Here is a 24,987-nt window from a genome sequence, read left to right on the forward strand (position 1 = left end):
ATGTTACAGCCAGTCAGAACAAAATACAGAAAAGCACATAAAGGAAGAATTCATGGAACAGCTACACGTGCTAGCAAGATTAACTATGGATCTTTTGCATTAAAAGCTATGGCGCCAGAGAGAATTATAGGAAAACAAATAGAAGCTGCTAGAGTTGCTTTAACAAGACACATGAAAAGACAGGGACGTGTTTGGACAAGAATCTTTCCAAATATACCTGTTTCAAAAAAACCTGTTGAAGTACGTATGGGTAAAGGTAAAGGAGCTCCTGAATATTGGGCTTGTAGAGTGAAGCCAGGTAGAATTTTATTTGAAATTGATGGTGTTTCAGAAACAATAGCAAAAGAAGCACTTTATAAGGCTTCAGCTAAACTACCTATAAAAACAAAATTTATTAAGAGATTTGCATAATATGAAAAAACAAGAAATTAAAAAATTATCTAAGGACGAAGTTATCAAAAATATTGATAAATTAAAAAAAGATTTATTTAACTTTAGATTTCAAAAAATTAATTCACAAGTTACAGATCCATCTAAAATTGGACAAACTAAAAAAACTATAGCTAGATTAAAAACTACACTAAAAGGAAAATTAAATGCCTAAAAAAATATTAACAGGAGTAGTAACAAGCGATAAACCAAACAAAACTATAACTGTATCTGTTGAAAGAAAATATTCACACCCAGTATTAAAAAAAGTAGTTAAAGTTAGAAAAAAATATAACGCTCACGATGAAAATAATAAATTTAAAACTGGAGACACAGTGTCAATAATTGAGTGTAAGCCTTTTTCTAAGAATAAAAAATTTCAAGTAATGGATGGATCTAAATGATACAAGTACAAACTGAATTATTAGTAGCTGATAACACTGGTGCAAAAAGAATAGAATGCATTAAAGTTTTAGGTGGCTCTAAACGTAGATACGCAAGTATTGGTGATACTATCGTTATCGCAGTTAAAGAGGCATTACCTAAAGGAAAAGTTAAAAAAGGTTCTGTTCATAAAGCTGTTGTAGTTAGAGTTAAAAAGGGAATTCATAGGGAAGATGGATCTAAAGTTAGATTTGATAATAATGCAGCTGTTTTAGTTGATGATAAAGGTGAACCAGTGGGGACTAGGATTTTTGGTCCAGTAACAAGAGAATTAAGAAGTAGAGGTCAAATGAAAATAATTTCATTGGCTCCAGAGGTTTTATAAATGATTAAAAAAGGATTAAAAGTTAGAGTTTTAACTGGAAGAGATAAAAAAAAAGAGGGTGAGGTTATTGAAATCGATAGACCTAATAACAGAGCAAAAGTTCAAGGAATTAATATTGTGAAAAAACATGTTAAAACTACAAAAGAAAAAAAAGGTGGAATAGTCTCTAAAGAGAGCTTCATCCACATTTCAAACCTTAAACTTATTGACGAAAAAGCTAAAACAAAAAAAACTGAGGCTAAGAAATAATGATACCTAGATTAAAAGAACTTTATTACAAAGAAATCCAACCACAGCTTAAAGAAACACTTGGATATAAAAATACCTATATGGGGCCAAAAGTTGAAAAAGTTGTTATTAACATGGGTCTTGGTCTTGATGGTGCTGATGCAAAGATTATGAAATCTACTGAAGAAGATTTAGGGAAAATTACAGGTCAAAAACCAACTGTGACTAAATTTAAAAAATCAGTAGCAAACTTTAAAACGAGAAAAGGTACAAACGCTGGTTTAAAAGTTACTTTAAGAGGTAACAAAATGTATGAATTTTTAGATAGACTTGTAAATATTGCTTTACCAAGAATTAAAGACTTTAGAGGCTTATCACCCAAAGGATTTGATAAGTTTGGTAATTATACGTTTGGCATTAAAGAACATATAATTTTTCCAGAAGTTAATTTTGATAGAATTGATAAGATTAGAGGTCTTGATGTTGTAGTTGTGATCTCTGCTTTAAATAAAGATCATAGTTTTGCTCTTTTAGAAAAACTAAATTTTCCATTTATTAAAAAAGGAGACAATTAAGAATGGCTAAAGTAAGTGCAGTAAATAAAAACAATAAAAGAATTAAACTTTCAGATAGGCTTTTCAAAAAAAGACAAGCATTGAAGAAAATTGTAATGGATAAAAAAATATCATTAGAAGAAAGATTTAAAGCACAGCAAAAGCTTTCAAATTTACCTCGTAATTCTGCAAAAAACAGAGTTATGAATAGATGCCAAATTACTGGAAGACCACACGGTGTTTACAGAAAATTAAAAATATCAAGAATAGCCTTAAGAGACTTGGGACTGCATGGATTAATTCCTGGCATGACTAAGTCGAGTTGGTAGAAAGGATAATATGAGTTTAAGTGACCCAATAGGGGATATGATTGCAAGAATAAAAAATGCACAAGTGAGAAATCATAAGAAAGTAGCATTACCTTCTTCTAACTTTAAAGTTAAGATTGCAGATATTCTTAAAAGTGAAGGATTTATAAAAGACTATAAAATTGAAACTGAAAATAATAAACCCACATTGTCAGTTGACTTAAAATATTATTCTGGAAATCCAGTAATTAGTACTTTTGAGAGAGTATCTAAGCCTGGTAGAAGAATATTTTCAAGTGCTGATAGTTTGCCAAAAATTAATGGCGGACTAGGAATAGCTATTGTATCAACACCAAAAGGTGTAATGACTGATATTGAAGCTAGAAAACAAAAAGTTGGTGGCGAAATAATTTGTAAGGTATTTTAATGTCTAAAATTGGTAAAATAAGTATTTCAATCCCTGAAAAAGTTAAAGCAGTACTTTCTGGTAGTGTTCTTAACATTGAGGGACCTTTAGGTAAAAAATCACTTAATATTGATCTTGAAATGTTTAATCTTGACGTTACCGAAGGAAAAGAAATATCTATCAGCCCTAAAGTAAAGGATCAAAACTCAAAAAGATTATGGGGCATGAATAGAAGCTTAATCAATAATGCTGTTATTGGGTCAAGTACTGGCTATGAAAAAATTCTTGAGCTTGTTGGAGTGGGTTACAGAGCTGCATTAAAAGATAAACAGTTAAATTTACAATTAGGTTATAGCCACGATATTAATTTTGATATTCCTGAAGGAATTAAAATTGTTGTTGAAAAACAGACGGTAGTTAAAGTTAGTGGATCTGATAAACAACAAGTAGGTATGGTTGTTTCAAAAATCAAAGCTTTTAGAAAACCAGAGCCATATAAAGGCAAAGGTATTAGAGAGCAAGGTCAATACATTCTAAGAAAAGAAGGGAAGAAGAAATAATGAAATTAAATACCATCCAAAGAAAGAAATTTAGAGTAACTGGTAAATTAAAAAAAGTTGCATCATCTGATAGATTAAGACTTAGCATATCAAGATCTGCAAAAAATATTTCAGCTCAAATTATTGATGATGTTAAAAACATTACTTTAGTGTCATGTTCTTCTGTTGAAAAAGACATTCGCTCTATGGACAAAGTAAATAAAACAGAAATTTCTAAAATAGTAGCAGAGAAACTTGCAAAGAAAGCCCAAGAAAAGAAAATATCAAAAATTTTTTTTGATAGAGGTATATACAAATACCACGGCAGAGTTAAAGTTTTTGCTGAAACACTACGTAAAAATGGAATGGAATTTTAATTATGGATTTTAAAGACAAAAAAGACGACGATATTTTAGAAAAATTAGTTCACATCAACAGAATTACAAAAGTAGTAAAAGGTGGTCGTAGATTTGGTTTTTCAGCTTTAGTTGTAGTTGGTAATCAAGCAGGTAAAATTGGAGTAGCACATGCTAAAGCCAAACAGGTGCCTGATGCAATTAAAAAAGCCAATGAAACAGCAAGAAGAGTTTTAATCCATGTGCCGCTAAGAGAAGGTAGAACTATTCATCATGATGTTTATGGTAAAGATGGTGCTGGTAAAATTATTTTAAGATCTGCTCCTAAGGGAACAGGTATTATTGCAGGCGGTCCTGTAAGAGCAGTTTGTGAAGTTTTAGGAATTAAAGATATAGTTGCTAAATCAATGGGTACATCAAACCCTCACAATATGATAAGAGCGACGATGAAAGCTCTTTCAAAACAAAATTCACCAAAGCATATTGCAACAATTAGAAATAAAAAAATTTCTGATGTAATCGAAAAAAGAGGATAATGACTACATTAAATACTACAGGAAAAGTTTTATACAAAAAGAAGATGAGAGTTGGTAGAGGTATCGGTTCTGGAAAAGGAAAAACATCTGGCAGAGGTGTTAAAGGTCAAAAATCTAGATCTGGTGTTGCTATTAAAGCTTTTGAAGGTGGTCAAATGCCTTTATATAGAAGATTACCTAAAAGAGGCTTTAATGCAATTAAGAGATACCAAGCTATTATTGCAATAATGAACTTGGAAAAAATTCAAACTTTTATAACTGAAAAAACAATTAATTCTGGTGATGTTATTAATATGGCATTACTTAAAAAACTTAAATTGATCAATAAAAATTCACAAAAATTAAAGATACTAGGTACAGGTGAAATTAAAGATAAAGTTAATATCGAAGCTGACTTAATCTCTAAATCTGCTGTAGAAAAATTAGAGAAAGCTGGCGGAACAATACAACTAAAAAAATAATTAAGATATTATGAGCTCTTCTTCTCAAACTAATGATCTTAAAAATCGTATAATCTTTACAATATTTATCTTAGCAGTTTATAGATTTGGTACTTTTGTGCCAATTCCAGGCATTGACCCTGAGCAATTACAAACAATGATGAGTGGTAATCAACAAGGATTACTTGGAATGTTTAATGTTTTTTCAGGTGGTGCTGTAAGTAGAATGGCTATATTCGCACTTGGAATTATGCCTTATATCTCATCTTCAATCATAGTTCAGTTATTAACTGGCGTTTCTGATTATTTTAAAAATTTAAAGGCACAAGGTGAAACTGGAAGAGCAAAAATAACTCAAATCACAAGATATGGAACTGTAATTCTTGCTACTATTCAGGGTTACGGATTATCTATAGGTTTACAATCTTCTGCTGACTTAGTTATTAATCCAGGCTTATTTTTCACTATAACAGCGGTATCAACCATTGTTGCTGGTACAATGTTTTTAATGTGGCTTGGTGAACAAATAACACAAAGAGGTATCGGCAATGGTATTTCGTTGATTATTTTTGCTGGTATTGTTGCTGAAATTCCACGTGCTTTAGTTACTACATTCGAGTTGGGTAGAACGGGTGCTGTATCTACAATTATGATTATTGGAATTTTTGTATTATTAGTCGCAACAATTATGTTCATTGTTTTCATGGAAAGAGCATTAAGAAAAATTTTAATAAATTACCCTAAAAGACAAATGGGAAATAAAATGTACGGTGGTGAATCTTCTCATTTACCTTTAAAGATTAACCAAGCCGGTGTTATTCCAGCAATCTTTGCTTCAGCTTTATTGTTATTGCCTGTAACTTTTTCTAATTTTAGTTTTTCAGACAATGACACATTCTTAAATTTAAGTTCATACTTTACACAAGGACAACCTCTTTACATGTTGCTTTATGCTTCTGGAATAATATTTTTTACTTTTTTCTATACATCCATAACATTTAATCCAACTGAGACCGCTGATAACTTAAGAAAATATGGTGGTTTTGTACCTGGGATTAGACCAGGTGAAAATACAGCTTTGTATATTGAAAAAATTGTGACAAAACTTACGACAATTGGGGCATTGTATTTAACAATAGTTTGTTTAATGCCAGAATTTCTAATTGCTAATTATCCAATACCCTTTTATTTAGGTGGAACTTCAATCTTGATTGTTGTTGTAGTTGCAATAGATACTGTTACACAAATCCAAACTAGATTAATGAGCTCTCAATATGAGCAATTAATTAAAAAAACAAAATTCGGAAAATAATTAAGTGAATATAATTCTTTTTGGTCCTCCAGGAGCGGGTAAGGGGACTCAAGCTCAATCTATTGTTAAAAAACATAATTACTTCCAATTATCAACAGGAAATCTATTAAGAGATGAAGTTAAATCTAAAACTGATCTTGGAGTGGATATAGAAAAGTTAATATCTAATGGCAAATTTGTTTCAGATGAGATCGTAAATACTTTATTAAGACAATCTTTAACTAATTTAAAATATAGAGATAGAATCATTTTTGACGGCTATCCAAGAAATGTTGAACAAGCTATTAATTTAGAAGTTTTATTAAATGAGTTTAACCAAACAATAGGACATACTATATTTTTAAATGTATCAAGAGATATTATTGAAAAACGTATTATGGGCAGAATGACCTGTGAAAAATGTAATATGACGTTAAATGAATATTTTAATAAGGAGCAAATAGAGCTTCATCCTTGTGGTGTTGAGCACTTAAAGAAAAGAAAAGATGACAATCTTGAAATTGTTATTTCTAGATATGACACTTATATGTCTTCAACAAAACCAGTGTTAGACTTCTATTCAAAAAATTCAAATTTCACTGAAATTGATGGAGCCGGTGAAATTGATCAAATAACCAATAAAATTAATGAAATTCTTAAGGTTTAAGACGTTGACTTTGGAACATCTTCTTATATAAAAGGCTAAATTTATTCTCAAAAATATGGCTCGTATAGCAGGTGTAAACATTCCGCAAAACAAACTTGTCCACATAGGACTAACGTACATTTATGGTATTGGTAATAAATTTTCTAGCCAAATTTGTACTTCTTTAGAAATTCCTAAAGCAAAAAGAATAAATGAACTTACTGACGAAGATATTTTAAAAATTAGAGAATACATTGATGCAAATTTTAAAGTCGAAGGTGATCTTAGAAGAGATTACTCTTTAACTATTAAAAGATTAATTGACCTTGCTTGCTACAGGGGATCTAGACATAGAAAAAAACTTCCTGTTAGAGGACAAAGAACAAGATGTAATGCAAGAACAAGAAAAGGTAAAGCAATAGCAATTGCTGGTAAAAAATTAACTCCACTTAAAAAATAATTAATTTATGGCTAAAGTAGATAAAGTTGAGAATAAAGATGCTGTTGTAGAAAAAAAAGTAGATAAAAAATCTAAGAAAAGCTCTTATTCCAAAAAAAAGAAAATAAAAAAAAATATTCTTAATGGTATTGCTTATGTACAGTCTACTTTTAACAATACAATAATTTCAATTGCAGATACTAATGGAAATGTAATTTCTTGGGCATCTGCTGGACAAAAAGGTTTTAAAGGTTCAAGAAAATCAACACCTTATGCTGCACAAATTGCTGCAGATTCTGCTGCATCTAAAGCTTTAGAATATGGAATGAAAACTTTATCAGTTGAGGTTAAAGGACCTGGTTCAGGAAGAGAAACTGCATTAAGAGCTTTACAAGCGAGAGGATTTAAGATTCTTTCAATAAAAGATACAACACCAATGCCACATAACGGCGTAAGACCACCAAAAAAAAGGAGAGTTTAATAAATGGAAAGTTTAAATGTAAATGCTAAAAATTGGAAAGCATTAATTAAACCAGCTCAATTAGATGTTAAAATTAGTGATGACAAATCACATGCAAAAATTATCGCAGAACCTTTAGAAAAAGGATATGGTTTAACTTTAGGTAATTCTTTAAGAAGAATTTTACTTTCATCAATAAGAGGTGCTGCTGTAACTTCAATTCAAATTGATGGTGTTTTACATGAATTTACATCTATCAAAGGTGTTAGAGAAGATGTTACTGACATAGTTTTAAACGTTAAATCCTTAGCTTTAAAAAGCTCATCAGAAACTACTAAAAAACTTATTTTAGATGCTAAAGGTCCTGGAGAAATTAAAGCTTCCGACATAGCACCAGTTGCTGATATTGAAATTTTAAATCCTGATCTGGTTATTTGTAATTTAGATGAGAATACTCATTTCCATATGGAAATGAATGTTGGAACAGGTAAGGGATACGTTCCTGCAGTAATGAACAAGCCAGAAGAACCACCTTTGGGATTAATTGCTATAGATTCTTTATATAGTCCAGTTAAGAAGGTTTCTTACTCTATAAGCACAGCAAGAGAAGGAAAAGCCCTTGATTATGATAAATTAATTATGGAAGTTGAAACTAATGGATCAATTTCTGCTGAAGATGCCGTTGCTTATTCTGCTAGAATTTTCCAAGATCAACTAAATATGTTTGTTAATTTTGACGAACCTGTTGAAGTACCTGTAAAAGAAGTTTCATCTGAGCCTGAATTCAATAAGAATTTATTAAGAAAAGTTGATGAACTTGAATTATCTGTGCGTTCTATGAATTGTCTTAAAAATGATAATATTATTTACATTGGAGATCTAGTTCAAAAGTCAGAAGGTGAAATGCTTAGAACACCTAACTTTGGAAGAAAATCACTTAATGAAATAAAAGAAGTTTTAACTGGTATGTCTTTATACTTAGGTATGGAGATTCCGAACTGGCCACCAGAAAATATAGCTGAAATGTCTAAAAAGTTAGAGGAGCAAATCTAATGAGACATGGAATGGCTAATAAGAAGTTAAATAGAACTTCTGAACATAGAAAAGCTTTATTGAAGAATATGCTTAATTCTTTAATAAAATATGAGCAGATCACTACAACACTTCCAAAAGCTAAATTCTTAAAACCTCAAGCTGATAAAATCATAACTTTAGGAAAAAAAGAGACTCTTCAAACTACAAAAATGTTAATGTCTAAATTACAAGACATAACATCTGCGAATAAAGTAAAAAAAACATTGTCAAAAAGATATGAAGCAAGAAATGGTGGTTACACAAGAATCATCAAAGCTGGCTTTAGATATGGTGACAATGCACCTATGGCTGTAATTGAATTTGTAGATAGAGATGTTGAGGCAAAAAGAGTTGATAGAAAGAAAAAAGATCCAGCTAAAGATAAAACTGAAGAGAAAAAATTAGCTACTGCTTAATTTTTTATATAAAATTATATCATCATGAAAAAGTCTTTTAACGTTGATTCAACGTTTAACGATATGCGTATCGATAGATGGATACGTAATAATCTTGGCAATTACCCTCAAGGTCTAATTGAAAAAAGTTTAAAAAGTGGAAAAGTTAAAATCAATAATAAAAAAATTAAAAGCTCTCATAAAGTAAAGACAGGTGACACTATAGATTTATTCAACTTTGATTTTAAAGAAACAATTGTTCAAAAGACAATCAAATTTGTACCTTCAGAAGAAGTTATTAAAGAAAATGAAGAATTAATAATTGATAATAATGATGATTTCATTGTTCTTAATAAAAGCTCTGGTATTTCAGTTCAAGGTGGAACTAAATCTAAAAAAAATCTTGTAGATATATTTGCTCGTAGTGAAATTTTTCAGGACACAAAACCATTTTCTGTACATAGACTTGATAAAGATACATCTGGAGTTTTTATTATGGCAAAACACAGACAATCCGCTCAGTTATTAACCTCTTTATTTAGACTTCGAAAAGTTCATAAAACTTACCTGGCTATATGCCATGGAGAATTGCAAAAGGACTCTGGTGAGTGGAATGATGATTTAACCAGATATGATAATGATAGAGAGGTAGTTGAAAAAGCTAGAACACTTTACAAAGTTTTAGATAAAAATTCTATATGTAGTCTAGTTGAAATGAAACCAATCACAGGAAGAAAACATCAACTAAGAAAACAACTTTATGCAGTAGGATGTCCAATCTATGGAGATCAAAAATATAAATTTAGTAACACAGATAAAGCAATAAATAAAAATTTAATGCTTCATTCATATCAAATTAAATTTATGATAAATGATAAAAAATATACCTACACAGCATTATTACCAGATTATTTTAAAAAACTTTTAAAGACAAAAAGACTTAGATTTCCAAATTCTTAGAAAAGGTTTCAATAATAATTTCATCTAAATTCTTATAGTCTTGATCTTTAATTTCTTTAAGATTGATTACGCCTTTGTCTGAAATACCACACGGAATAATATTTTTATATTTTGTAAGATCGTTATTAATATTTATTGCAAATCCATGATAGGCTATCCACTTACTTACTCTTACACCTATTGCTGCAACTTTATTAATTTTACCTTTATGGTCAGTCCAAATACCAATGTTTTTTGGATCACCAAATGTCTTAATATTAAATTTTGATAAACTGTCAATAATCGTCTCTTCAATTAAAGTTATAAATTTTCTTATATCCTTTTTTCTTTTTTTTAAATCTATCACAAAATAACAAATCAATTGACCTGGACCATGATAAGTAATTTTTCCTCCACGGTTTGTTTTTACTAGACTAATATCTTTATTAAGAATTTCTTTTTCTTTATAACTCGTACCTGCTGAATAAACCTCTTCATGTTCTAAGATCCATATCAAATCCTCTTTTTGACCATTGTTTATCTCCAATAATCTTTCTTCAAGTAGTTTTATTGCATCTTCATATTTTATTGGTTTTATTGACTTTTTAATCTCTATATTCATTTATAAATTGTATTATTTTTATTATGCACTATTAGTGCAAAATTGATTTATAGGTAAATTTATGTCTTTAATAAAAAAAATAAAAGATAAAAAAGTTAATTTTGAGTTTAATAAAGAGTACATAAAAGTTGTTACTTCTAAGATTGCTAATAATGATGCTCAATTTATTACTAATTCTTTTAATGAGATGCACCCAGCTGATGCGGCTGATATAATTGAACATCTTGGTCAAAATGATAGAGAAAGCTTAATTAAACTTAATAATTTCAATATAGATCCAGAAGTTTTTATTGAATTAAACGAGTCGGTGCAGTCTGAAATCATAGCTTATCTTTCACCTGATACTATTGTTAGACTTTTAAAAAATCTTGAATCTGATGATGCAATTACAATTTTAGAAAATGTTGATGAAAAAGATAAGAATACAATATTAAGCTCCTTACCTCCAAAAGATAGATTTGCTTTACTTGAAAGTTTAAGTTATCCGGAAGACACAGCTGCTAGAATAATGCAACGTGAGTTCACGGCCGTTCCTAGTAATTGGTCAGTTGGTCAAACAATTGACTATTTAAGAGAAAATAAAGATTTACCTGAGGAATTTTTAGAAATTTTTATTATAGATGAAGATTTTAAACCGATTGGAACCGTTCCATCATCTAAAGTTTTGACTACTTCGAGAGAAACTAAAATGCTTTCTATTATGTCAGAATCTCAACTACTTATTCCTGTTGATATGGACAAAGAAGAAGTTGGTAACGTGTTTGAAAACTATAGCTTAAATTCAGCAGCTGTTGTTGATAAATCAAACAAGTTGGTTGGTATGATCATGTATGACGATGTTTTAACCGTATTAAAAGAAGAAGCTGAAGAAGATGCCTTAAGATTAGCTGGGGTAGGGGATGAAGAAATTACTGATGGAGTTTTTAAGAAAACTAGAAGAAGATTTAACTGGCTTTTATTAAACCTATTTACAGCATTTCTTGCAACCTGGGTTATTAGTTTATTTGGTGCTACAATTGAACAAATGGTAGTACTCGCATTTCTTATGCCAATTGTTGCTTCTATGGGTGGTAATGCTGGAATGCAAACTTTGGCAGTAACTGTAAGAACATTAGCAACAAATGACTTAACAAAAAACAATTTTACACAAAATATTTTAAAAGAATTTAATATTGGTATTTTAAATGGCATTATATTTGCAATAATAAGTGCTTTAGTAGTTCAAGTTTGGTTTCAAGATTCTCTACTTTCTTTAATAATTTCTATGTCAATGATAGTTACGATGATTGTTGCAGGTTTATTTGGAATTTTAGTACCTATAACTTTAAAAAAAATGGATATTGATCCTGCTATTGCATCAAGTGTGTTTGTAACAACTATTACTGATGTTATTGGTTTTGTTTCATTTCTTGGTGTTAGTGCTTATTTTCTCTAAAAATTGTCAATTAATCGTACGTTATTAATATAGTAGGCCACAAAAAGTTTAAAAGGTTTGTTCATAATATTTGTGCTTAAATTATGTGTGTTTCTGCATTCCAAATATTCAATTTTAATATCAAAATTTTTAGATAGTTCTTCTTTTAAATTAAATATCATTTTTTTGTAATTTTTTTTGTTTTTTTTAATCTCATTTTTTAGAGATAATAGTTTTTTTGCAATTATTCCTGAATTGATAAAACTTTTCTTATTTAATAAAGAGTTTCTAGAAGATAAAGCTAGTTTGTTTTTTTCTCTGACTGTTTTACAAACGTGAACTTTGATATTGTACTTATTTTCAATATATTTTTTAACCAAGAAAAATTGTTGAAAATCTTTTTCCCCCATAAACATTTTTTTTGGAGAAATTAATTCAATAAAACGATCCAAAACATCAAGCACACCTTCAAAATGTCCTTTTCTAAATTTTGCACATAATATTTTTTGTGATTTATTTAGTTTAATTTTATTATTTTTTTTCCAATAAATTTGTTTAATGGTTGGCAAATATACATAGTCAACTTTAAGTTTTTTAAGGTAACTCAAATCTTGCTTTAAATTCTTTGGGTATGTTTTATAATCTTTTTTATTGTTAAATTGAGTTGGATTAATAAAAATACTTACTAATGTTTTTTTGCAGTTTTTTTGTGATGTTTTGATTAATGTTTTGTGACCTTCATGCAAACTTCCCATTGTTGGGACAAAACCTAATCTTTTATCTAACTCAATTGCCTTAATTAAATCAGTTTTTAATTTTATTAATTTCATTTGTAATAAGAATATTAATAAGTAAAACATTTATATGATTAAACAAGCTATAATTCCTTTAGCTGGTCTTGGGACTAGACTACTACCACTAACAAGTGTTTTTGCTAAAGAGCTTCTACCTATTAATGGAAAACCAGGCTTAGAATATATTATCGAAGAATGTATTGAGGCTGGTATTAAGGAAATTGTATTTATTATTTCTAAAAAAAAATTGATGATAAAGAAATATTTTTATAATGATAAATTTTATAAAGATATTATCAAGAAAAAAAATGATCCAAAAATTATCAAAGAATATAAAAAAATTCTCAAATATAAAAAAATGATTAAATTTGTTTTTCAAGACAAACCATTAGGAACTGGTGATGCTGTCTACAAGACTAAAAAATTTATTACAGATGAATATTTTTTAATGTTGCTACCTGATGATTTGATAATTAAACAAAACTGCTCTAAGTCCATGATTGCTGTGCATAATAAATTTAAAGCATCAGTTATGGCAAGTATGAAGGTTAATAAAAATGATGTATCTAGGTGGGGTATCTACAACATCAGAAAAAAAATTGATAAAAATAATTTTATTATAAATAATGTTGTTGAAAAACCTTCTATAAAAACTTCACCTTCTAATAATGCTGTAATAGGAAGATATATATTACCTAAAACAATTTTTTCTAAATTAAAATCTCTAAAACCAGGTAAAAGTGGTGAATTTCATATCACTGACGCTATCCAAGCTTTAATAGAAGATGATAATCAGTTTATCGGTCACAATTTTTCAGGTAAATACTTAGATTGCGGAACAATGAAGGGTTATATTAAATCAACTTTGGAGATTTCTAAATAATGAAACTTTGTATGATAGGAACGGGGTATGTTGGTTTAGTAAGTGGAGTTTGTTTTTCCGACTTAGGAAATGACGTAATTTGTGTTGATAAAGATTTGAGTAAAATTGAAAACTTAAAAAATGGTATTATCCCAATATACGAACCTGGTTTAGATGAATTACTCATTAAAAATTATAAAAATAATCGTTTAAAGTTCTCTACGAACTTAAAAGATTCAATTTCAAAGTCTGATATTATTTTTATTTGTGTTGGCACACCCACTAAAAAAAATGGAAATAACGCTGACTTAAGTCAGGTATTCAATGTTGCAAAAGAAATTAGTAAATCTATTAAAAAATTTAAAGTTATTATAACTAAATCTACTGTTCCTGTGACCACTGGAGACGAAATAGAAAAAATTATCTCAAAAAAAGTATCAAAAAATTTTTTTTCAGTAGTTTCAAATCCTGAATTTTTAAGAGAAGGTGATGCTATAAGAGATTTTACTTATCCAGATAGAGTAGTAATAGGTACAAATAATAAAAAATCTAATAAGATATTAAAAAATCTTTATTCACCATTGATATCAAAAGGTGCAAAGTACGTTAATACGTCTCGAAGAGCAGCCGAATTAATAAAGTATGCTTCTAATGCTTTTCTCGCAACAAAGATTACTTTTATTAATGAGCTAGCCAATTTGTGTGAAAAAATTAATGTTAATGTGGAGGATATCTCCATTGGAATGGGGCTTGATGATCGTATTGGCAGCCGTTTTTTAAGAGCAGGTCCTGCTTATGGTGGATCTTGTTTTCCTAAAGATACTAAAGCTATTACAGCTACTGCCAATAAATTTAAAACAAATTTAACAGTTATTAAAAGTGTCATTAAATCGAATGAAAATAGATCATCATTAATGTTAAAAAGAGTTTTTGATATTTTAAAAAATAAAGTAAACAATAAAAATATTTGTTTCTTAGGTGTTACATTTAAGGCAAATACTGATGACATGAGAGATTCTTCAAGTCTAACAATGATCCCTGCATTAATTAAAAAAGGTGCAAAAATAAACTATTTTGATCCTACTGGTGAAAAGTCAGATTTTAAAAAATTTAATAATGTTACTTTTTCAAACAACATTAAAGACGCAATTAAAAAATCAGATTTAATCATTATTCATACAGAATGGAATGATTTTAAAACTATTAATTTCAAAAAAGATGTTAAAAATAAAAAATTTTCAATTTTTGATATGAGAAATATTTATTCTGCTAATAAGATGAAAGATCAGAAAATTAAATATTTTAGTATTGGAAATTAATTTAATTCAAAAATAGCATCAACTTCAACTGACACACCAAGGGGCAAACTATTTGTACTAACTGCAGCTCTTGTGTGCATTCCAGTGTCTCCAAAAACTGAAACTATTAAATCTGAAGCACCATTTATTACTTTGGGTTGTTCTATAAAGTCTTCTGTTGAATTAACAAACCCTGTAAGTTTTATACAAGATTTTACTTTTGAAAGATCATTGCCACAAGCTTTTTTAACTTGAGATATTATATTTAGGCCACAACGTTTAGCTGCCTCATATCCATCTTCAGTTTTTAAATCCTTACCAACCTTACCTTTGATCAATTCTCCATTTGCTGCAATAGAAATTTGTCCTGAGATAAATAACATTTTACCAATTTGTTTTGATGCAAGATATGATCCAACTGGATCTCTTGCTTCTGGTAGTTCTAAGTTTAATTTTTTTATTTTATCTTCATATGACATGATTATTTCTCCATAGATTCAGTTAATGTTTTATTGTTTTTAAATTTAACAAGCTTTTCTTTAAAACTAGATTTGTCAAATTTCTTTTTTCCACTCTTAGCATTAGTAGTTATTTTATCTTTAAGTTCTTCAGCTCCAACCGTCGCTTTTAATTTAAGTTCTGAAGATTTTTCTTTTAGATTTTTTGCTGAACACTCTATGTATTTTGCACTAATCTTTTCAAACTGATTACAATCAATTTTTTCAGCCATAGTTTTAGACATAAGGACTGATGTAATTAATGTTATAAATACTATTTTTTTCATTTCTTTTTCTTTTTTTTAACTTTTTTATTTTTATCGTATTCTTTTCTTTTCTCAATTAATATTAAAGCTTCTTCCATATTAAGTTCTAAGGGGTCTTTTTCCTCTGGAATTGTTGCATTAAGAGATTTATATTTAATATAAGGCCCATATTGTCCTTTCATTACTCTAACAGGTTTTTTGTCTTCAGGGTGTTCTCCTAGATCTTTTATAATTGATGCAGACATTCTACCAGGTTTAGCCTCCGCTATTAGAGTTATTGCTCTATTAAGTCCAATTGAGAAGATCTCCTCAACATTTTCAATTCTTGCTGATTTGTTTTCACATTTCAAATATGGGCCAAATCTTCCTGAGTTTAATATTATATCTTTCTGATTTTCAGGGTTAATGCCTAAATTTTTTGGTAATGAGCATAAAAATTTAGCTCTATCAAGATCCACGCTATCTAATGTAATTCCTTTAGGTATTGATACATTTCTTAAATTATTATCTTCTTTTTCTATCTTCTTTTTTTTTGTTTTCTTTTTCTTTTTTGTTTCAATTATAATCTCTTCTTTTATTTCCTCAATTTTTTCATATTGTAAGTAGGGACCAAATCTTCCATTTTTAAGGTACATGTCATTTCCATTTTCATGCTTACCTATAAACTTTGGTTCAGCTAATTGAGATTGAGCAGCTGCTTTTGCTTTAGACAGGGGTCTGGTAAATTTACAATCTGGATAATTTGAGCAACCAATAAAAGCACCACCTCTAAAACTATTTTTTAAACTTAATGATCCACTGTCACATAATTTGCATTGTCTATTAATATTTCCATCCGCATCTCTTTCAAAAATTAAACTTCCTAGACTATCGTTTAATAGATCTAAAACCTCCCTAGTTCTTTTCTCTTTAACGTCAGATACGTTTTGATTAAAGTCTTTCCAAAATAACTCTAGAACTTTTATCCATCCTTCCTTCCCGGTAGTAATATCATCAAGTTGATTTTCTAAACTTGCTGTGAAGTTATAATCAACATATTTAGAGAAAAGCTTTTCAAGAAAAGCAGAAATTAATTTACCACGATCAGTTGGGTGAAATCTTTTATTAATTGTTTCCGCATATCCTCTAGTAGATATAACAGATATTATACTTGCATATGTTGAAGGTCTTCCAATACCTAATTCTTCTAATTTCTTAACCAAACTAGCTTCTGAATATCTTGGTGGTGGCTGTGTAAAATGCTGTTCATCTAATAGAGATTCTATATTAACTGGACCCTTGTTCATTTCAGGAAGGATATCTTCATCATCATCTTTTTTAGTATCTTTCATAACTTTTAAAAAGCCATCAAATTTAATAACAGATCCACTAGCTTTACAAATTGTTCCATTATCATCCGAAGTTATCGTTATAGTATTTCTGTCAAATTGAGCGGGTTTCATTTGAGAGGATAGGGCTCTACTCCAAATTAAATCATATAATTTATGCTGATCTGGACTTAGGTATTTTTTAACTGTATCTGGTGCTCGCATTATATCTGTGGGTCTAATTGCTTCATGTGCCTCTTGAGCATTTTTAGCTTTTTTTCCAGAGTAACTTGCTGCGTTATCTGGAACATATTCATCACCAAATTCATTTTTTATATATTTTCTAAAAGTATCTATAGCGTCTGTGGACAGGTTAGTGCCATCTGTTCGCATATACGTAATAAGACCAATAGTTTCACCGTCAATTTCTATACCTTGGTAAAGTTTTTGAGCTATTTGCATTGTACGTGACGCTCCAAATCCTAACCTACCAGAAGAAACTTGCTGTAATGTGGAGGTAGTAAAAGGGCCAGAAGGGTTTCTATTAACAACTTTGCTAGAGATGTCATTTATATTGAAATTCTTAGATTTAACCTCTTCCATTGTTTTATCAATTTCAGCTTTATTTTTAAAAGAAAATTTTTCAATTTTTTTATCATTCAATTGAGTGATACTTGCTAATATAGAATTTTTATCACTATCGTTGAATTGAATACTTAAAGTCCAAAATTCCTCAGGATCAAAAAGCTCTATTTCATGTTCTCGTTCTGTAATTAATTTTAAGGCAACTGACTGAACACGACCTGCAGATTTAGAACCTGGTAACTTTGTCCACAAAATTGGTGATATATTAAAGCCAACTAAATAGTCTAAGGCTCTTCTAGCCATATAGGCATCAACAAGTAGTGGCTCTATTTGTCGAGGGTTTTCAATTCCATGAATAACAGCTTTTTTTGTAATTTCATTAAAAACAACTCTTTCTATATGCTTGTCTTTAATTAATTTTTTTTCATTTAAATATTCTTTAACATGCCAAGCAATTGCTTCTCCCTCTCTGTCTGGGTCAGTTGCTAGTATAATTTTTGATGAAATCTTAGCTGCATCTGTAATTTCTTTAAGATATTTTTTAGAAAAATTATCGACTTCCCATTCCATCTTAAAATTATTTTCTGGATCAACAGAACCATTTTTTGAGGGAAGGTCTCTAATATGACCATAACTCGCTAAAACAATATATTCATCACCAAGATATTTGTTGATAGTTTTAGCTTTAGCTGGACTTTCTACGACTACAAGATTCATTACTAAACAAATTACTTAAAAGACTTAGATAGTCAAATCAATAAATTTTAGTCTTTGTTTCTTCTTTGTTTTTCAATCGTTTGACGTTTTCTCTGTGCGTGTAGAATATAAGCACAAACATTATTATGAAAAATATTGAATTATAATTTTCAAAAATTATTAAATACATTGGCACCATTAAACTACCAACTAGTGATGAAAGTGATGAGTATTTTGAAATAAGAAATGTAACAGCCCAACTAATAATAAATACTAAACCCAAAACTATGTTTATCGAAAATAATATTCCAACATATGTTGCAACACCTTTGCCTCCTCTAAACTTAAGCCATATTGGAAAAACATGACCTAAAAATGCACTTAATGATGCAATAAAGATAAAATCAGGATAATTAAATTTTAAATATAATACAGGCAATACAGCTTTTGTTATATCTAGTAGTAAAGTTGCGTAGCCTAATGTTTTATTACCTGTTCTAAGAGCGTTTGTAGCTCCAATGTTTCCTGAGCCAATATCTCTAATATCTTTTTTTAAAAATATTTTTGTAAGTATAAAACCAAAGGGTATTGATCCTAATAAATATGAGCTTAATGCAACAATTAAATATTCCATTATTATAACTTAAATAATTCTTCACCTTTTACAAATGTATTAGTGACTTTTCCTTGGAGTTTTTTGTCTTCAATAGAGGTATTTTTTGATTTGGAGACAAGCTTATCTTTTTTGACAACCCATGGCTTATCAATATCAACAATGCAAAAATCTGCTTCATTGCCTACTGAAAGATTACCCTTATCAATTTTTAAAATTTTTGCAGGGTTTGATGTTAAAGCTTTAATGATAGTTTCTAATTTAACAGAGCCATTGTGATATAATTCTAGACTTAATGATAAAAGCGTTTCTATTCCAGAGGCCCCTGTAGACGCTTGTGCAAATGTTAATCTTTTTTGCTCTTCGTCTTCTGGTTTGTGATCAGATACAATAACGTCGATTGTTTCATCTTTTAATCCTTGTACTAGAGCAATTCTATCTTCTTCAGTTCTTAATGGCGGTGATAATTTTAAAAAAGTTCTAAAATCTCCTATATCATTTTCATTTAATGAAAGATTATTTATGGATACACCTGTCGTAAATTTAACTTTATTTTTTCTTTCCTCGATAATTTCTACTGATTTAGCAGCTGAAATCTGTGATATGTGATATCTGCATTTAATGTTTTCAAGTAACGTTAAATCTCTTTCAATAATTATTCTTTCAGCAACAGCAGGTATTCCAGATAATCCAAGTTTAGTTGCAATAATTCCAGAATTAATCATTCCATTTTTGGATAAATCATAATCTTCAGCGTGTTGCATGATCAGTGCGCCTAAGTCTTTAGCTGAATTCATTATACGTGACATTAATCTAGTATTTTGAATTGTTTTAACTCCATCAGTAAATCCAATTATTCCTCTGCTTTGAAGTAAACCAAATTCAGTCATGCTAGTTCCTTCAATATTTTTGGTAAGAGCAGCACTTGGAAAAACATTAATTTTAGATTTGTCTCTTCCACGTCTTTTTAAAAAATCTACTATTGAAACGTTATCTATAATTGGGTCAGTATTAGGCATAGTAACAACTGAAGTAACACCTCCTGCAAGAGCTGCATTACTTAGAGTTCTAAAATTTTCTTTATATTCATAACCAGGTTCACCTGCAAAGACACGCATATCAACTAGACCTGGGAATATATATTTGCCATTTAAATCTATTACTTTTTCTCTTGAAGGAATGTTATTAATATTTACTTTTTTACCAACAGCTTCAATAAAGCCATCTTCTCCAATAATTAATCCGCCGTTCTCATTGATAGAGTTATAAGGGTCAATTATATTTGCATTTATAAAATATTGTTTTTTCATTTATTCACAAAATATTTTTAAACAAGCCATTCTTACTGCAACACCTAGTTCAACCTGTTCCTTAATTACACTTCTGTTAATGTCATCTGCTAATTTAGTGTCAATTTCGATTCCTCTATTCATAGGGCCTGGATGCATAATTAAAGCATCATCTTTCGCATGAGCAAGCTTATCTGGAGTTAGTCCATAATATTCATAGTACTCTCTATTAGAAGACAAGAAAGAACTAGTCATCCTTTCATTTTGTAACCTTAACATCATTACAATATCACAATCTTTCAAACCTTTTTTCATATCTGTAAAAGTATTAACCCCAAACTTTTCTATTTCTTTTGGCATTAAATTTGATGGTGCGATAATGTTAACTTCTGCACCCAGCATATTTAGAAGATAAATATTTGATCTTGCAACACGTGAATGAGTTATGTCACCACAAATCGCAACTCTTAAACCTTCAATTTTCTTTTTACGATTTATAATTGTTAAAGCGTCTAATAAAGCTTGAGTAGGGTGTTCACGGCTTCCATCACCAGCATTAAGTACTGCACAATTTACTTTTTGAGATAAAAGATTACATGCTCCTGAGTCTTGGTGTCTAATTACAATTATATCAGGATGCATTGCATTTAAAGTCATTGCGGTATCTATTAGTGTTTCACCTTTCTTAATAGCTGAATTTGCCATATTCATTGACATAACATCTGCACCTAATCTTTTTCCAGCTAATTCAAATGAACTCTGTGTTCTTGTTGAAGGCTCAAAAAACAAATTAATTTGAGTTTTACCACTTAAGACATTTAATCTTTTGTTTTTACTTTGATTTAATTTGATGAAACTTTTAGCTTCTTCTAAAATAAAATTAACATCATTAATTGATAGATCTTGAATCCCTAGGAGGTGTTTTTGAGAGATTTTAATAGCTTTATTTATTTTGGTTGCCATTAAAATTAACTTTATAACTATTAACCATCACTATGGCAAGTATTAATTATTTAAAAAGTCTATTGCCCCTTGTAAAATAAAGGCCGCAGCATTTTGATCAATTGTTTTAACTCTTTTTGAAACATTAACATCTAATAAACTCGATAGATTAAATGCTCCAACTGTTGAAAGTCTCTCATCCCACAAAATTACTGGTAGGTCTATAGATTTTGATATATTTGATGCAACATCATTAACTGATTGAGCGGATCTACCTAGACTGCCATCCATATTAACTGGGTTCCCTACAATTATTCCACCAATATTATTATCTTTAATTATTATCTTAAGTTCATCAATTAGTTCGTTTGTGTTGGTTTTGTTTATGGTTTTAAAGGGTGTGGCTATGGATTGTCTTTCATCACAAATTGAGACGCCAATTCTTTTAGACCCTAAATCTAAACCAATAAATCTCACCTTATTTGTGTGTTTTATTTTAAAATCTTCAATTGTGATCATATTGTATATTTTATACTTAAGTGATAGTTTGCCGACATATTTAATTACCACATGACAATTGATCTTAAAACAATAAAGCATATATCTAAATTATCAAGAATCTCAGTTGATGATGCAAAAGCTAATAAATTAGCTGGAGATCTTAACTCTATATTTGATTTCATTGAAAAATTAAATGAACTCAATACTGATAATATTGAGCCTTTAACTTCTGTTGCAGAGACCACATTAAAATTAAGAGTTGACGAGGTTAAAAGTGAAAATATTAGAGATCAAATATTAAAAAACTCACCAGAGGAAAATGAAGATTTTTTTGTAGTACCAAGGGTTGTTGAATAATGTCTGATATTACATCACTCACTTTAACTGAATTAGTTAAAAATATTAAAGATAAAAAGATTTCTTCTGAAGAAACTACCAAAGCTTTTATTGATAGAGGAGAAAAATCTAGAGATTTAAATACATACATAACAGAAGATTTTTCTAATGCACTTTTGAAAGCTAAAAGTTTTGATCAAAAACCAAATTTTGATTTAAAACTTCCGGGTGTTCCAATAGCTGTTAAGGATTTGTTTTGTACCAAAGATGTAAAAACTACAGCAGGTAGTAAAATTTTAAATAATTTTATTCCGCCATACGAATCTACTGTTACTCAAAATATTTGGAATGAAGGTGCGATATTACTTGGTAAGTTAAATTGTGATGAATTTGCAATGGGCTCATCTAATGAAACTAGTTTTTTTGGAAATGTACAAAGTCCAATAGATAAAGGTTTAGTACCAGGTGGCTCTTCAGGAGGCTCTGCATCAGCTCTAGCAGCTAATTTAACGCCTATTACAATTGGAACTGATACAGGTGGCTCTATTAGACAACCTGCTTCATTTACAGGTACTGTTGGATTAAAGCCTACTTATGGAAGCTGTTCACGATATGGAATTGTTGCTTTTGCATCTTCATTAGATCAAGCAGGACCAATGTCTAAAGATGTAAAAGATTGCGCATTGCTTCAAGAAATAATTAGCACTTATGATGAAAAAGATTCAACTTCAATTGATTTTAAAAGAAATGAATACAGTAAAGAATTAACAAATAATATTAAAGATAAGAAAATTGGAATTCCTAAAGAATATAGAGTTGATGGAATGCCAAAAGAAATTGAGGATTTATGGATTAAGGGCACTGAGTATGCAAAAGATTGTGGTGCTGAAATTGTAGAAATTTCATTACCTCATACAAACTATGCTTTACCTACCTATTATATAGTAGCACCCGCTGAAGCTTCTTCAAACTTATCAAGATATGATGGCGTTAAGTATGGCTTTAGATCTAAAGGTGAAAACCTTATTGATATGTATGAAAAGACAAGATCTGAAGGTTTTGGTAGTGAAGTTCAAAGAAGAATAATGATTGGGACTTATGTTTTGTCCTCTGGCTATTATGATGCTTATTATCTAAAGGCACAAAAAGTTAGAAAATTAATAAAAAACGATTTTGATGAAGCTTACAAAAAAGTTGATGCAATTTTAACTCCATCAACACCAAGTGCCGCTTTTAAGATTGGTGAAAAAACTAATGACCCAGTTTCAATGTATTTAAATGATATATTTACAGTTCCAGTGAATTTAGCTGGATTACCAGCAATTTCAATTCCAGCAGGAATAGATGTTAAAGGTTATCCATTGGGACTACAAATTATTGGTAAAGCATTTGATGAGCAAAATATTTTAGATATTGCTTATGCTATTGAAGAGAAAATTCAGTTTAAAAATAAAATTACTGATTGGTGGATTAAATAAATGACTAAAAATAATTCAGAATACTTAATCGAAAGACGAGACAATGTTTACGAAGTGGTAATTGGTCTTGAAGTACATGCGCAGGTTACATCAAATTCAAAATTATTTTCATCTTCATCAACAACATTTGGTGCTGAACCTAATACACAAGTAAGTTTAGTAGATGCTGCATTTCCAGGAATGCTTCCAGTTATTAATGAGTACTGTGTAAAACAAGCAATTAAAACAGGAATAGGCTTAAGAGCTCAAATTAATAAAAGGTCAGTTTTCGATAGAAAAAACTATTTTTATGCAGATCTTCCACAAGGTTATCAGATCTCACAGTTTAAGTATCCAATAGTAGGAGAGGGAACAGTTATTCTTGATATGGCACATGGCCAAAAAGAAGTAGGGATTGAAAGATTGCACCTAGAACAAGATGCTGGAAAAAGTATTCATGATATGGACCCACAAAATACATTGGTTGACTTAAATAGATCTGGTGTAGCTTTGATGGAAATTGTTAGCAAACCAGACATGAGAACTCCAGATGAAGTTAGTGCTTATATTAAAAAATTAAGATCTATTATGAGATACCTTGGTACGTGTGATGGAAATATGCAAGAAGGTTCTTTAAGAGCTGACGTTAATATTTCTGTTAGAACTAAAGGTTCTGATAAGCTTGGAACTCGTTGTGAGATTAAAAACGTTAACTCAATTAAATTTATGCAAATGGCTATTGATTATGAAGCTAATAGACAAGTTGATTTAATTGAAGAAGGTAAAACAATTGATCAAGAAACAAGATTATTTGATACTAAAAAAAATGAAACAAGATCTATGAGATCTAAAGAAGATGCTCATGATTATAGATATTTTCCAGATCCAGATTTATTACCATTAGAAGTAACAGATGAATTTATAGAAAAACTTAAAAAAGATATCCCAGAATTACCAGACGATAAGAAAAAAAGATTTATTGATGAATTTAAAGTCTCTGCTTATGAGGCTACAATACTAGTGTCTGACATTAATACAGCTAAATATTTTGAGGAAGTTGTTGCAAAAATGGGCAAAAACAAAAATATGAAGTTAGCAGTTAACTGGATTACAGGTGAATTGTTTGCTGTTTTAAATAATAAAAATTTAGAAATTTCAGAAAGCCCAGTAAGTGCCAAAAATTTAGCAAAGTTAATTAATCTAATTAAGAATGGAACAATTTCTGGAAAAATAGCTAAAACAATATTTGAATTAATGATTGATGGAGACAAAGATCCTCAAATAATTGTTGAAGAAAAAGGTTTAAAACAGGAAAGTGACCCTAAAGCTTTAGAAGTGTTAATAGATAAAATAATTGATACTAATAGAGAAAAAGCTATTGAATATAAGAATGGTAAAGAAAAGCTATTTGGTTTCTTTGTAGGTCAAGCAATGAAAGTTTCAGGTGGTAAAGCTAATCCACAACTAATAAATGAAATATTAAAGAAAAAACTTCAATAGTCTTAAAATAGGTAGACACAAAGGACTTAAAAGCCGAGGGATTCACAGACGTGTCAGTCCATAGTAGTCCAAGGTAGTCTAAACATCCTTAAAACCTCATAATTAAAATTTAGTTCTGAATTAATGTAGAATAATAACACTTAATTAATTTGTGGAAACCAGCACAAGACCAGCACATAGAATGATAAATAATGTATAG

General features: G+C 29.5%; 34 protein-coding genes. 25 read left to right on the plus strand and 9 right to left on the minus strand.

The features are described from left to right. The 19 genes from rplP to AC5SMR_RS02840 are packed head-to-tail and all read left to right on the plus strand — an operon-like array spanning window position 1 to window position 9,830. Window positions 1–411 carry a 50S ribosomal protein L16 gene (gene rplP, locus AC5SMR_RS02750; protein ID WP_006996818.1) on the plus strand — a complete coding sequence of 137 codons (411 nt, stop codon included), beginning with the start codon at window positions 1–3 and terminating at the stop codon, window positions 409–411. Between the two features lies 1 nt (window position 412). Then, window positions 413–604 (plus strand): 50S ribosomal protein L29, encoded by a 192-nt coding sequence (gene rpmC / locus AC5SMR_RS02755; RefSeq protein WP_006996819.1) that lies wholly within the window; start codon window positions 413–415, stop codon window positions 602–604. Continuing rightward, window positions 597–833, plus strand: coding sequence for a 30S ribosomal protein S17 (gene rpsQ / locus AC5SMR_RS02760; protein WP_006996820.1), 237 nt, complete (start codon window positions 597–599; stop codon window positions 831–833). The genes rpmC and rpsQ overlap by 8 nt, the downstream gene beginning before the upstream one ends. After that, complete coding sequence (gene rplN, locus AC5SMR_RS02765) at window positions 830–1,198, plus strand: 50S ribosomal protein L14 (protein ID WP_006996821.1); 369 nt, start codon at window positions 830–832, stop codon at window positions 1,196–1,198. The genes rpsQ and rplN overlap by 4 nt, the downstream gene beginning before the upstream one ends. Then, window positions 1,199–1,447, plus strand: a complete 249-nt coding sequence (gene rplX, locus AC5SMR_RS02770) for a 50S ribosomal protein L24 (protein WP_006996822.1) — start codon at window positions 1,199–1,201, stop codon at window positions 1,445–1,447. After that, a complete protein-coding gene (gene rplE, locus AC5SMR_RS02775; RefSeq protein WP_006996823.1) occupies window positions 1,447–2,001 on the plus strand; it encodes a 50S ribosomal protein L5 in 555 nt (184 codons plus the stop codon). Before rplX ends, rplE begins: the two co-directional genes overlap by 1 nt. 2 nt (window positions 2,002–2,003) lie before the next feature. After that, entirely contained in the window at window positions 2,004–2,309 is a 306-nt protein-coding gene (gene rpsN / locus AC5SMR_RS02780) for a 30S ribosomal protein S14 (RefSeq protein WP_006996824.1), read from the plus strand. Window positions 2,310–2,319: 10 nt separating this feature from the next. Further along, window positions 2,320–2,715, plus strand: a complete 396-nt coding sequence (gene rpsH, locus AC5SMR_RS02785) for a 30S ribosomal protein S8 (RefSeq protein WP_006996825.1) — start codon at window positions 2,320–2,322, stop codon at window positions 2,713–2,715. Continuing rightward, window positions 2,715–3,254 (plus strand): 50S ribosomal protein L6, encoded by a 540-nt coding sequence (gene rplF / locus AC5SMR_RS02790; RefSeq protein ID WP_006996826.1) that lies wholly within the window; start codon window positions 2,715–2,717, stop codon window positions 3,252–3,254. Before rpsH ends, rplF begins: the two co-directional genes overlap by 1 nt. Beyond that, a complete protein-coding gene (gene rplR, locus AC5SMR_RS02795; protein ID WP_006996827.1) occupies window positions 3,254–3,610 on the plus strand; it encodes a 50S ribosomal protein L18 in 357 nt (118 codons plus the stop codon). Before rplF ends, rplR begins: the two co-directional genes overlap by 1 nt. Window positions 3,611–3,612: 2 nt before the next feature. Then, window positions 3,613–4,125 (plus strand): 30S ribosomal protein S5, encoded by a 513-nt coding sequence (gene rpsE / locus AC5SMR_RS02800; protein ID WP_494577282.1) that lies wholly within the window; start codon window positions 3,613–3,615, stop codon window positions 4,123–4,125. Then, window positions 4,125–4,586 carry a 50S ribosomal protein L15 gene (gene rplO, locus AC5SMR_RS02805; protein ID WP_271487083.1) on the plus strand — a complete coding sequence of 154 codons (462 nt, stop codon included), beginning with the start codon at window positions 4,125–4,127 and terminating at the stop codon, window positions 4,584–4,586. Before rpsE ends, rplO begins: the two co-directional genes overlap by 1 nt. A gap of 10 nt (window positions 4,587–4,596) precedes the next feature. Next, a complete protein-coding gene (gene secY / locus AC5SMR_RS02810) occupies window positions 4,597–5,877 on the plus strand; it encodes a preprotein translocase subunit SecY (RefSeq protein ID WP_494577283.1) in 1,281 nt (426 codons plus the stop codon). 4 nt (window positions 5,878–5,881) lie between these two features. Further along, the gene (locus tag AC5SMR_RS02815) at window positions 5,882–6,523 is read left to right on the plus strand and encodes an adenylate kinase (protein ID WP_020169479.1); all 642 of its coding nucleotides are present in this window, start codon (window positions 5,882–5,884) and stop codon (window positions 6,521–6,523) included. A gap of 55 nt (window positions 6,524–6,578) precedes the next feature. Further along, window positions 6,579–6,962, plus strand: a complete 384-nt coding sequence (gene rpsM / locus AC5SMR_RS02820) for a 30S ribosomal protein S13 (protein ID WP_006996832.1) — start codon at window positions 6,579–6,581, stop codon at window positions 6,960–6,962. 7 nt (window positions 6,963–6,969) lie between these two features. Continuing rightward, window positions 6,970–7,422 (plus strand): 30S ribosomal protein S11, encoded by a 453-nt coding sequence (gene rpsK / locus AC5SMR_RS02825; RefSeq protein WP_006996833.1) that lies wholly within the window; start codon window positions 6,970–6,972, stop codon window positions 7,420–7,422. A gap of 3 nt (window positions 7,423–7,425) precedes the next feature. After that, window positions 7,426–8,454 (plus strand): DNA-directed RNA polymerase subunit alpha, encoded by a 1,029-nt coding sequence (locus AC5SMR_RS02830; RefSeq protein ID WP_006996834.1) that lies wholly within the window; start codon window positions 7,426–7,428, stop codon window positions 8,452–8,454. Further along, window positions 8,454–8,891 carry a 50S ribosomal protein L17 gene (gene rplQ, locus AC5SMR_RS02835; protein ID WP_006996835.1) on the plus strand — a complete coding sequence of 146 codons (438 nt, stop codon included), beginning with the start codon at window positions 8,454–8,456 and terminating at the stop codon, window positions 8,889–8,891. Before AC5SMR_RS02830 ends, rplQ begins: the two co-directional genes overlap by 1 nt. Window positions 8,892–8,915: 24 nt before the next feature. Next, the gene (locus tag AC5SMR_RS02840) at window positions 8,916–9,830 is read left to right on the plus strand and encodes an RluA family pseudouridine synthase (RefSeq protein ID WP_006996836.1); all 915 of its coding nucleotides are present in this window, start codon (window positions 8,916–8,918) and stop codon (window positions 9,828–9,830) included. Here the strand turns inward: AC5SMR_RS02840 and lipB are convergent. Next, the gene (gene lipB, locus AC5SMR_RS02845) at window positions 9,811–10,431 is read right to left on the minus strand and encodes a lipoyl(octanoyl) transferase LipB (protein WP_271564639.1); all 621 of its coding nucleotides are present in this window, start codon (window positions 10,429–10,431) and stop codon (window positions 9,811–9,813) included. The genes AC5SMR_RS02840 and lipB overlap by 20 nt on opposite strands. 61 nt (window positions 10,432–10,492) lie before the next feature. Here lipB and mgtE point away from each other — a divergent pair, with 61 nt between their 5' ends. Beyond that, window positions 10,493–11,866: a magnesium transporter gene (mgtE, locus tag AC5SMR_RS02850; RefSeq protein ID WP_006996838.1), complete on the plus strand. Its 1,374-nt coding sequence runs from the start codon at window positions 10,493–10,495 to the stop codon at window positions 11,864–11,866. Here mgtE and panC read toward each other — a convergent pair. Next, on the minus strand, window positions 11,863–12,705 hold the full coding sequence (gene panC, locus AC5SMR_RS02855) for a pantoate--beta-alanine ligase (protein ID WP_494577284.1): 843 nt from the start codon (window positions 12,703–12,705) through the stop codon (window positions 11,863–11,865). The two genes, mgtE and panC, sit on opposite strands and share 4 nt — an antisense overlap. A gap of 4 nt (window positions 12,706–12,709) precedes the next feature. Here panC and AC5SMR_RS02860 point away from each other — a divergent pair, with 4 nt between their 5' ends. Both AC5SMR_RS02860 and AC5SMR_RS02865 read left to right on the plus strand, forming a co-directional pair. Further along, window positions 12,710–13,522, plus strand: coding sequence for a sugar phosphate nucleotidyltransferase (locus AC5SMR_RS02860; protein WP_271479712.1), 813 nt, complete (start codon window positions 12,710–12,712; stop codon window positions 13,520–13,522). Continuing rightward, complete coding sequence (locus tag AC5SMR_RS02865) at window positions 13,522–14,820, plus strand: UDP-glucose dehydrogenase family protein (protein WP_494577285.1); 1,299 nt, start codon at window positions 13,522–13,524, stop codon at window positions 14,818–14,820. Before AC5SMR_RS02860 ends, AC5SMR_RS02865 begins: the two co-directional genes overlap by 1 nt. On the opposite strand, the gene AC5SMR_RS02870 is transcribed toward AC5SMR_RS02865, so the two are convergent. The 7 genes from AC5SMR_RS02870 to ruvX are packed head-to-tail and all read right to left on the minus strand — an operon-like array spanning window position 14,817 to window position 21,513. Next, window positions 14,817–15,278, minus strand: coding sequence for a RidA family protein (locus AC5SMR_RS02870; protein ID WP_494577286.1), 462 nt, complete (start codon window positions 15,276–15,278; stop codon window positions 14,817–14,819). The two genes, AC5SMR_RS02865 and AC5SMR_RS02870, sit on opposite strands and share 4 nt — an antisense overlap. 2 nt (window positions 15,279–15,280) lie before the next feature. After that, on the minus strand, window positions 15,281–15,583 hold the full coding sequence (locus AC5SMR_RS02875; RefSeq protein WP_494577287.1) for a hypothetical protein: 303 nt from the start codon (window positions 15,581–15,583) through the stop codon (window positions 15,281–15,283). Then, the gene (gene topA, locus AC5SMR_RS02880) at window positions 15,580–18,171 is read right to left on the minus strand and encodes a type I DNA topoisomerase (protein WP_494577288.1); all 2,592 of its coding nucleotides are present in this window, start codon (window positions 18,169–18,171) and stop codon (window positions 15,580–15,582) included. Before topA ends, AC5SMR_RS02875 begins: the two co-directional genes overlap by 4 nt. Before the next feature lie 37 nt (window positions 18,172–18,208). Next, window positions 18,209–18,784 carry a glycerol-3-phosphate 1-O-acyltransferase PlsY gene (gene plsY / locus AC5SMR_RS02885; protein WP_494577289.1) on the minus strand — a complete coding sequence of 192 codons (576 nt, stop codon included), beginning with the start codon at window positions 18,782–18,784 and terminating at the stop codon, window positions 18,209–18,211. 2 nt (window positions 18,785–18,786) lie between these two features. Further along, the gene (pyrC, locus tag AC5SMR_RS02890; protein ID WP_494577290.1) at window positions 18,787–20,073 is read right to left on the minus strand and encodes a dihydroorotase; all 1,287 of its coding nucleotides are present in this window, start codon (window positions 20,071–20,073) and stop codon (window positions 18,787–18,789) included. After that, window positions 20,074–21,015 carry an aspartate carbamoyltransferase catalytic subunit gene (locus AC5SMR_RS02895; RefSeq protein ID WP_006996847.1) on the minus strand — a complete coding sequence of 314 codons (942 nt, stop codon included), beginning with the start codon at window positions 21,013–21,015 and terminating at the stop codon, window positions 20,074–20,076. 42 nt (window positions 21,016–21,057) lie between these two features. After that, entirely contained in the window at window positions 21,058–21,513 is a 456-nt protein-coding gene (gene ruvX / locus AC5SMR_RS02900; RefSeq protein WP_006996848.1) for a Holliday junction resolvase RuvX, read from the minus strand. A 51-nt stretch (window positions 21,514–21,564) separates the two neighbouring features. On the opposite strand from ruvX, the gene gatC reads away from it, so the two are divergent. The 3 genes from gatC to gatB are packed head-to-tail and all read left to right on the plus strand — an operon-like array spanning window position 21,565 to window position 24,788. After that, entirely contained in the window at window positions 21,565–21,852 is a 288-nt protein-coding gene (gatC, locus tag AC5SMR_RS02905; protein ID WP_494577291.1) for an Asp-tRNA(Asn)/Glu-tRNA(Gln) amidotransferase subunit GatC, read from the plus strand. Next, the gene (gatA, locus tag AC5SMR_RS02910; protein ID WP_494577292.1) at window positions 21,852–23,309 is read left to right on the plus strand and encodes an Asp-tRNA(Asn)/Glu-tRNA(Gln) amidotransferase subunit GatA; all 1,458 of its coding nucleotides are present in this window, start codon (window positions 21,852–21,854) and stop codon (window positions 23,307–23,309) included. Before gatC ends, gatA begins: the two co-directional genes overlap by 1 nt. Then, on the plus strand, window positions 23,310–24,788 hold the full coding sequence (gene gatB / locus AC5SMR_RS02915) for an Asp-tRNA(Asn)/Glu-tRNA(Gln) amidotransferase subunit GatB (RefSeq protein ID WP_494577293.1): 1,479 nt from the start codon (window positions 23,310–23,312) through the stop codon (window positions 24,786–24,788). It abuts the gene before it with no gap. Window positions 24,789–24,987 lie beyond the last annotated feature (199 nt).

This window comes from Candidatus Pelagibacter sp. PS_28, assembly GCF_059417885.1.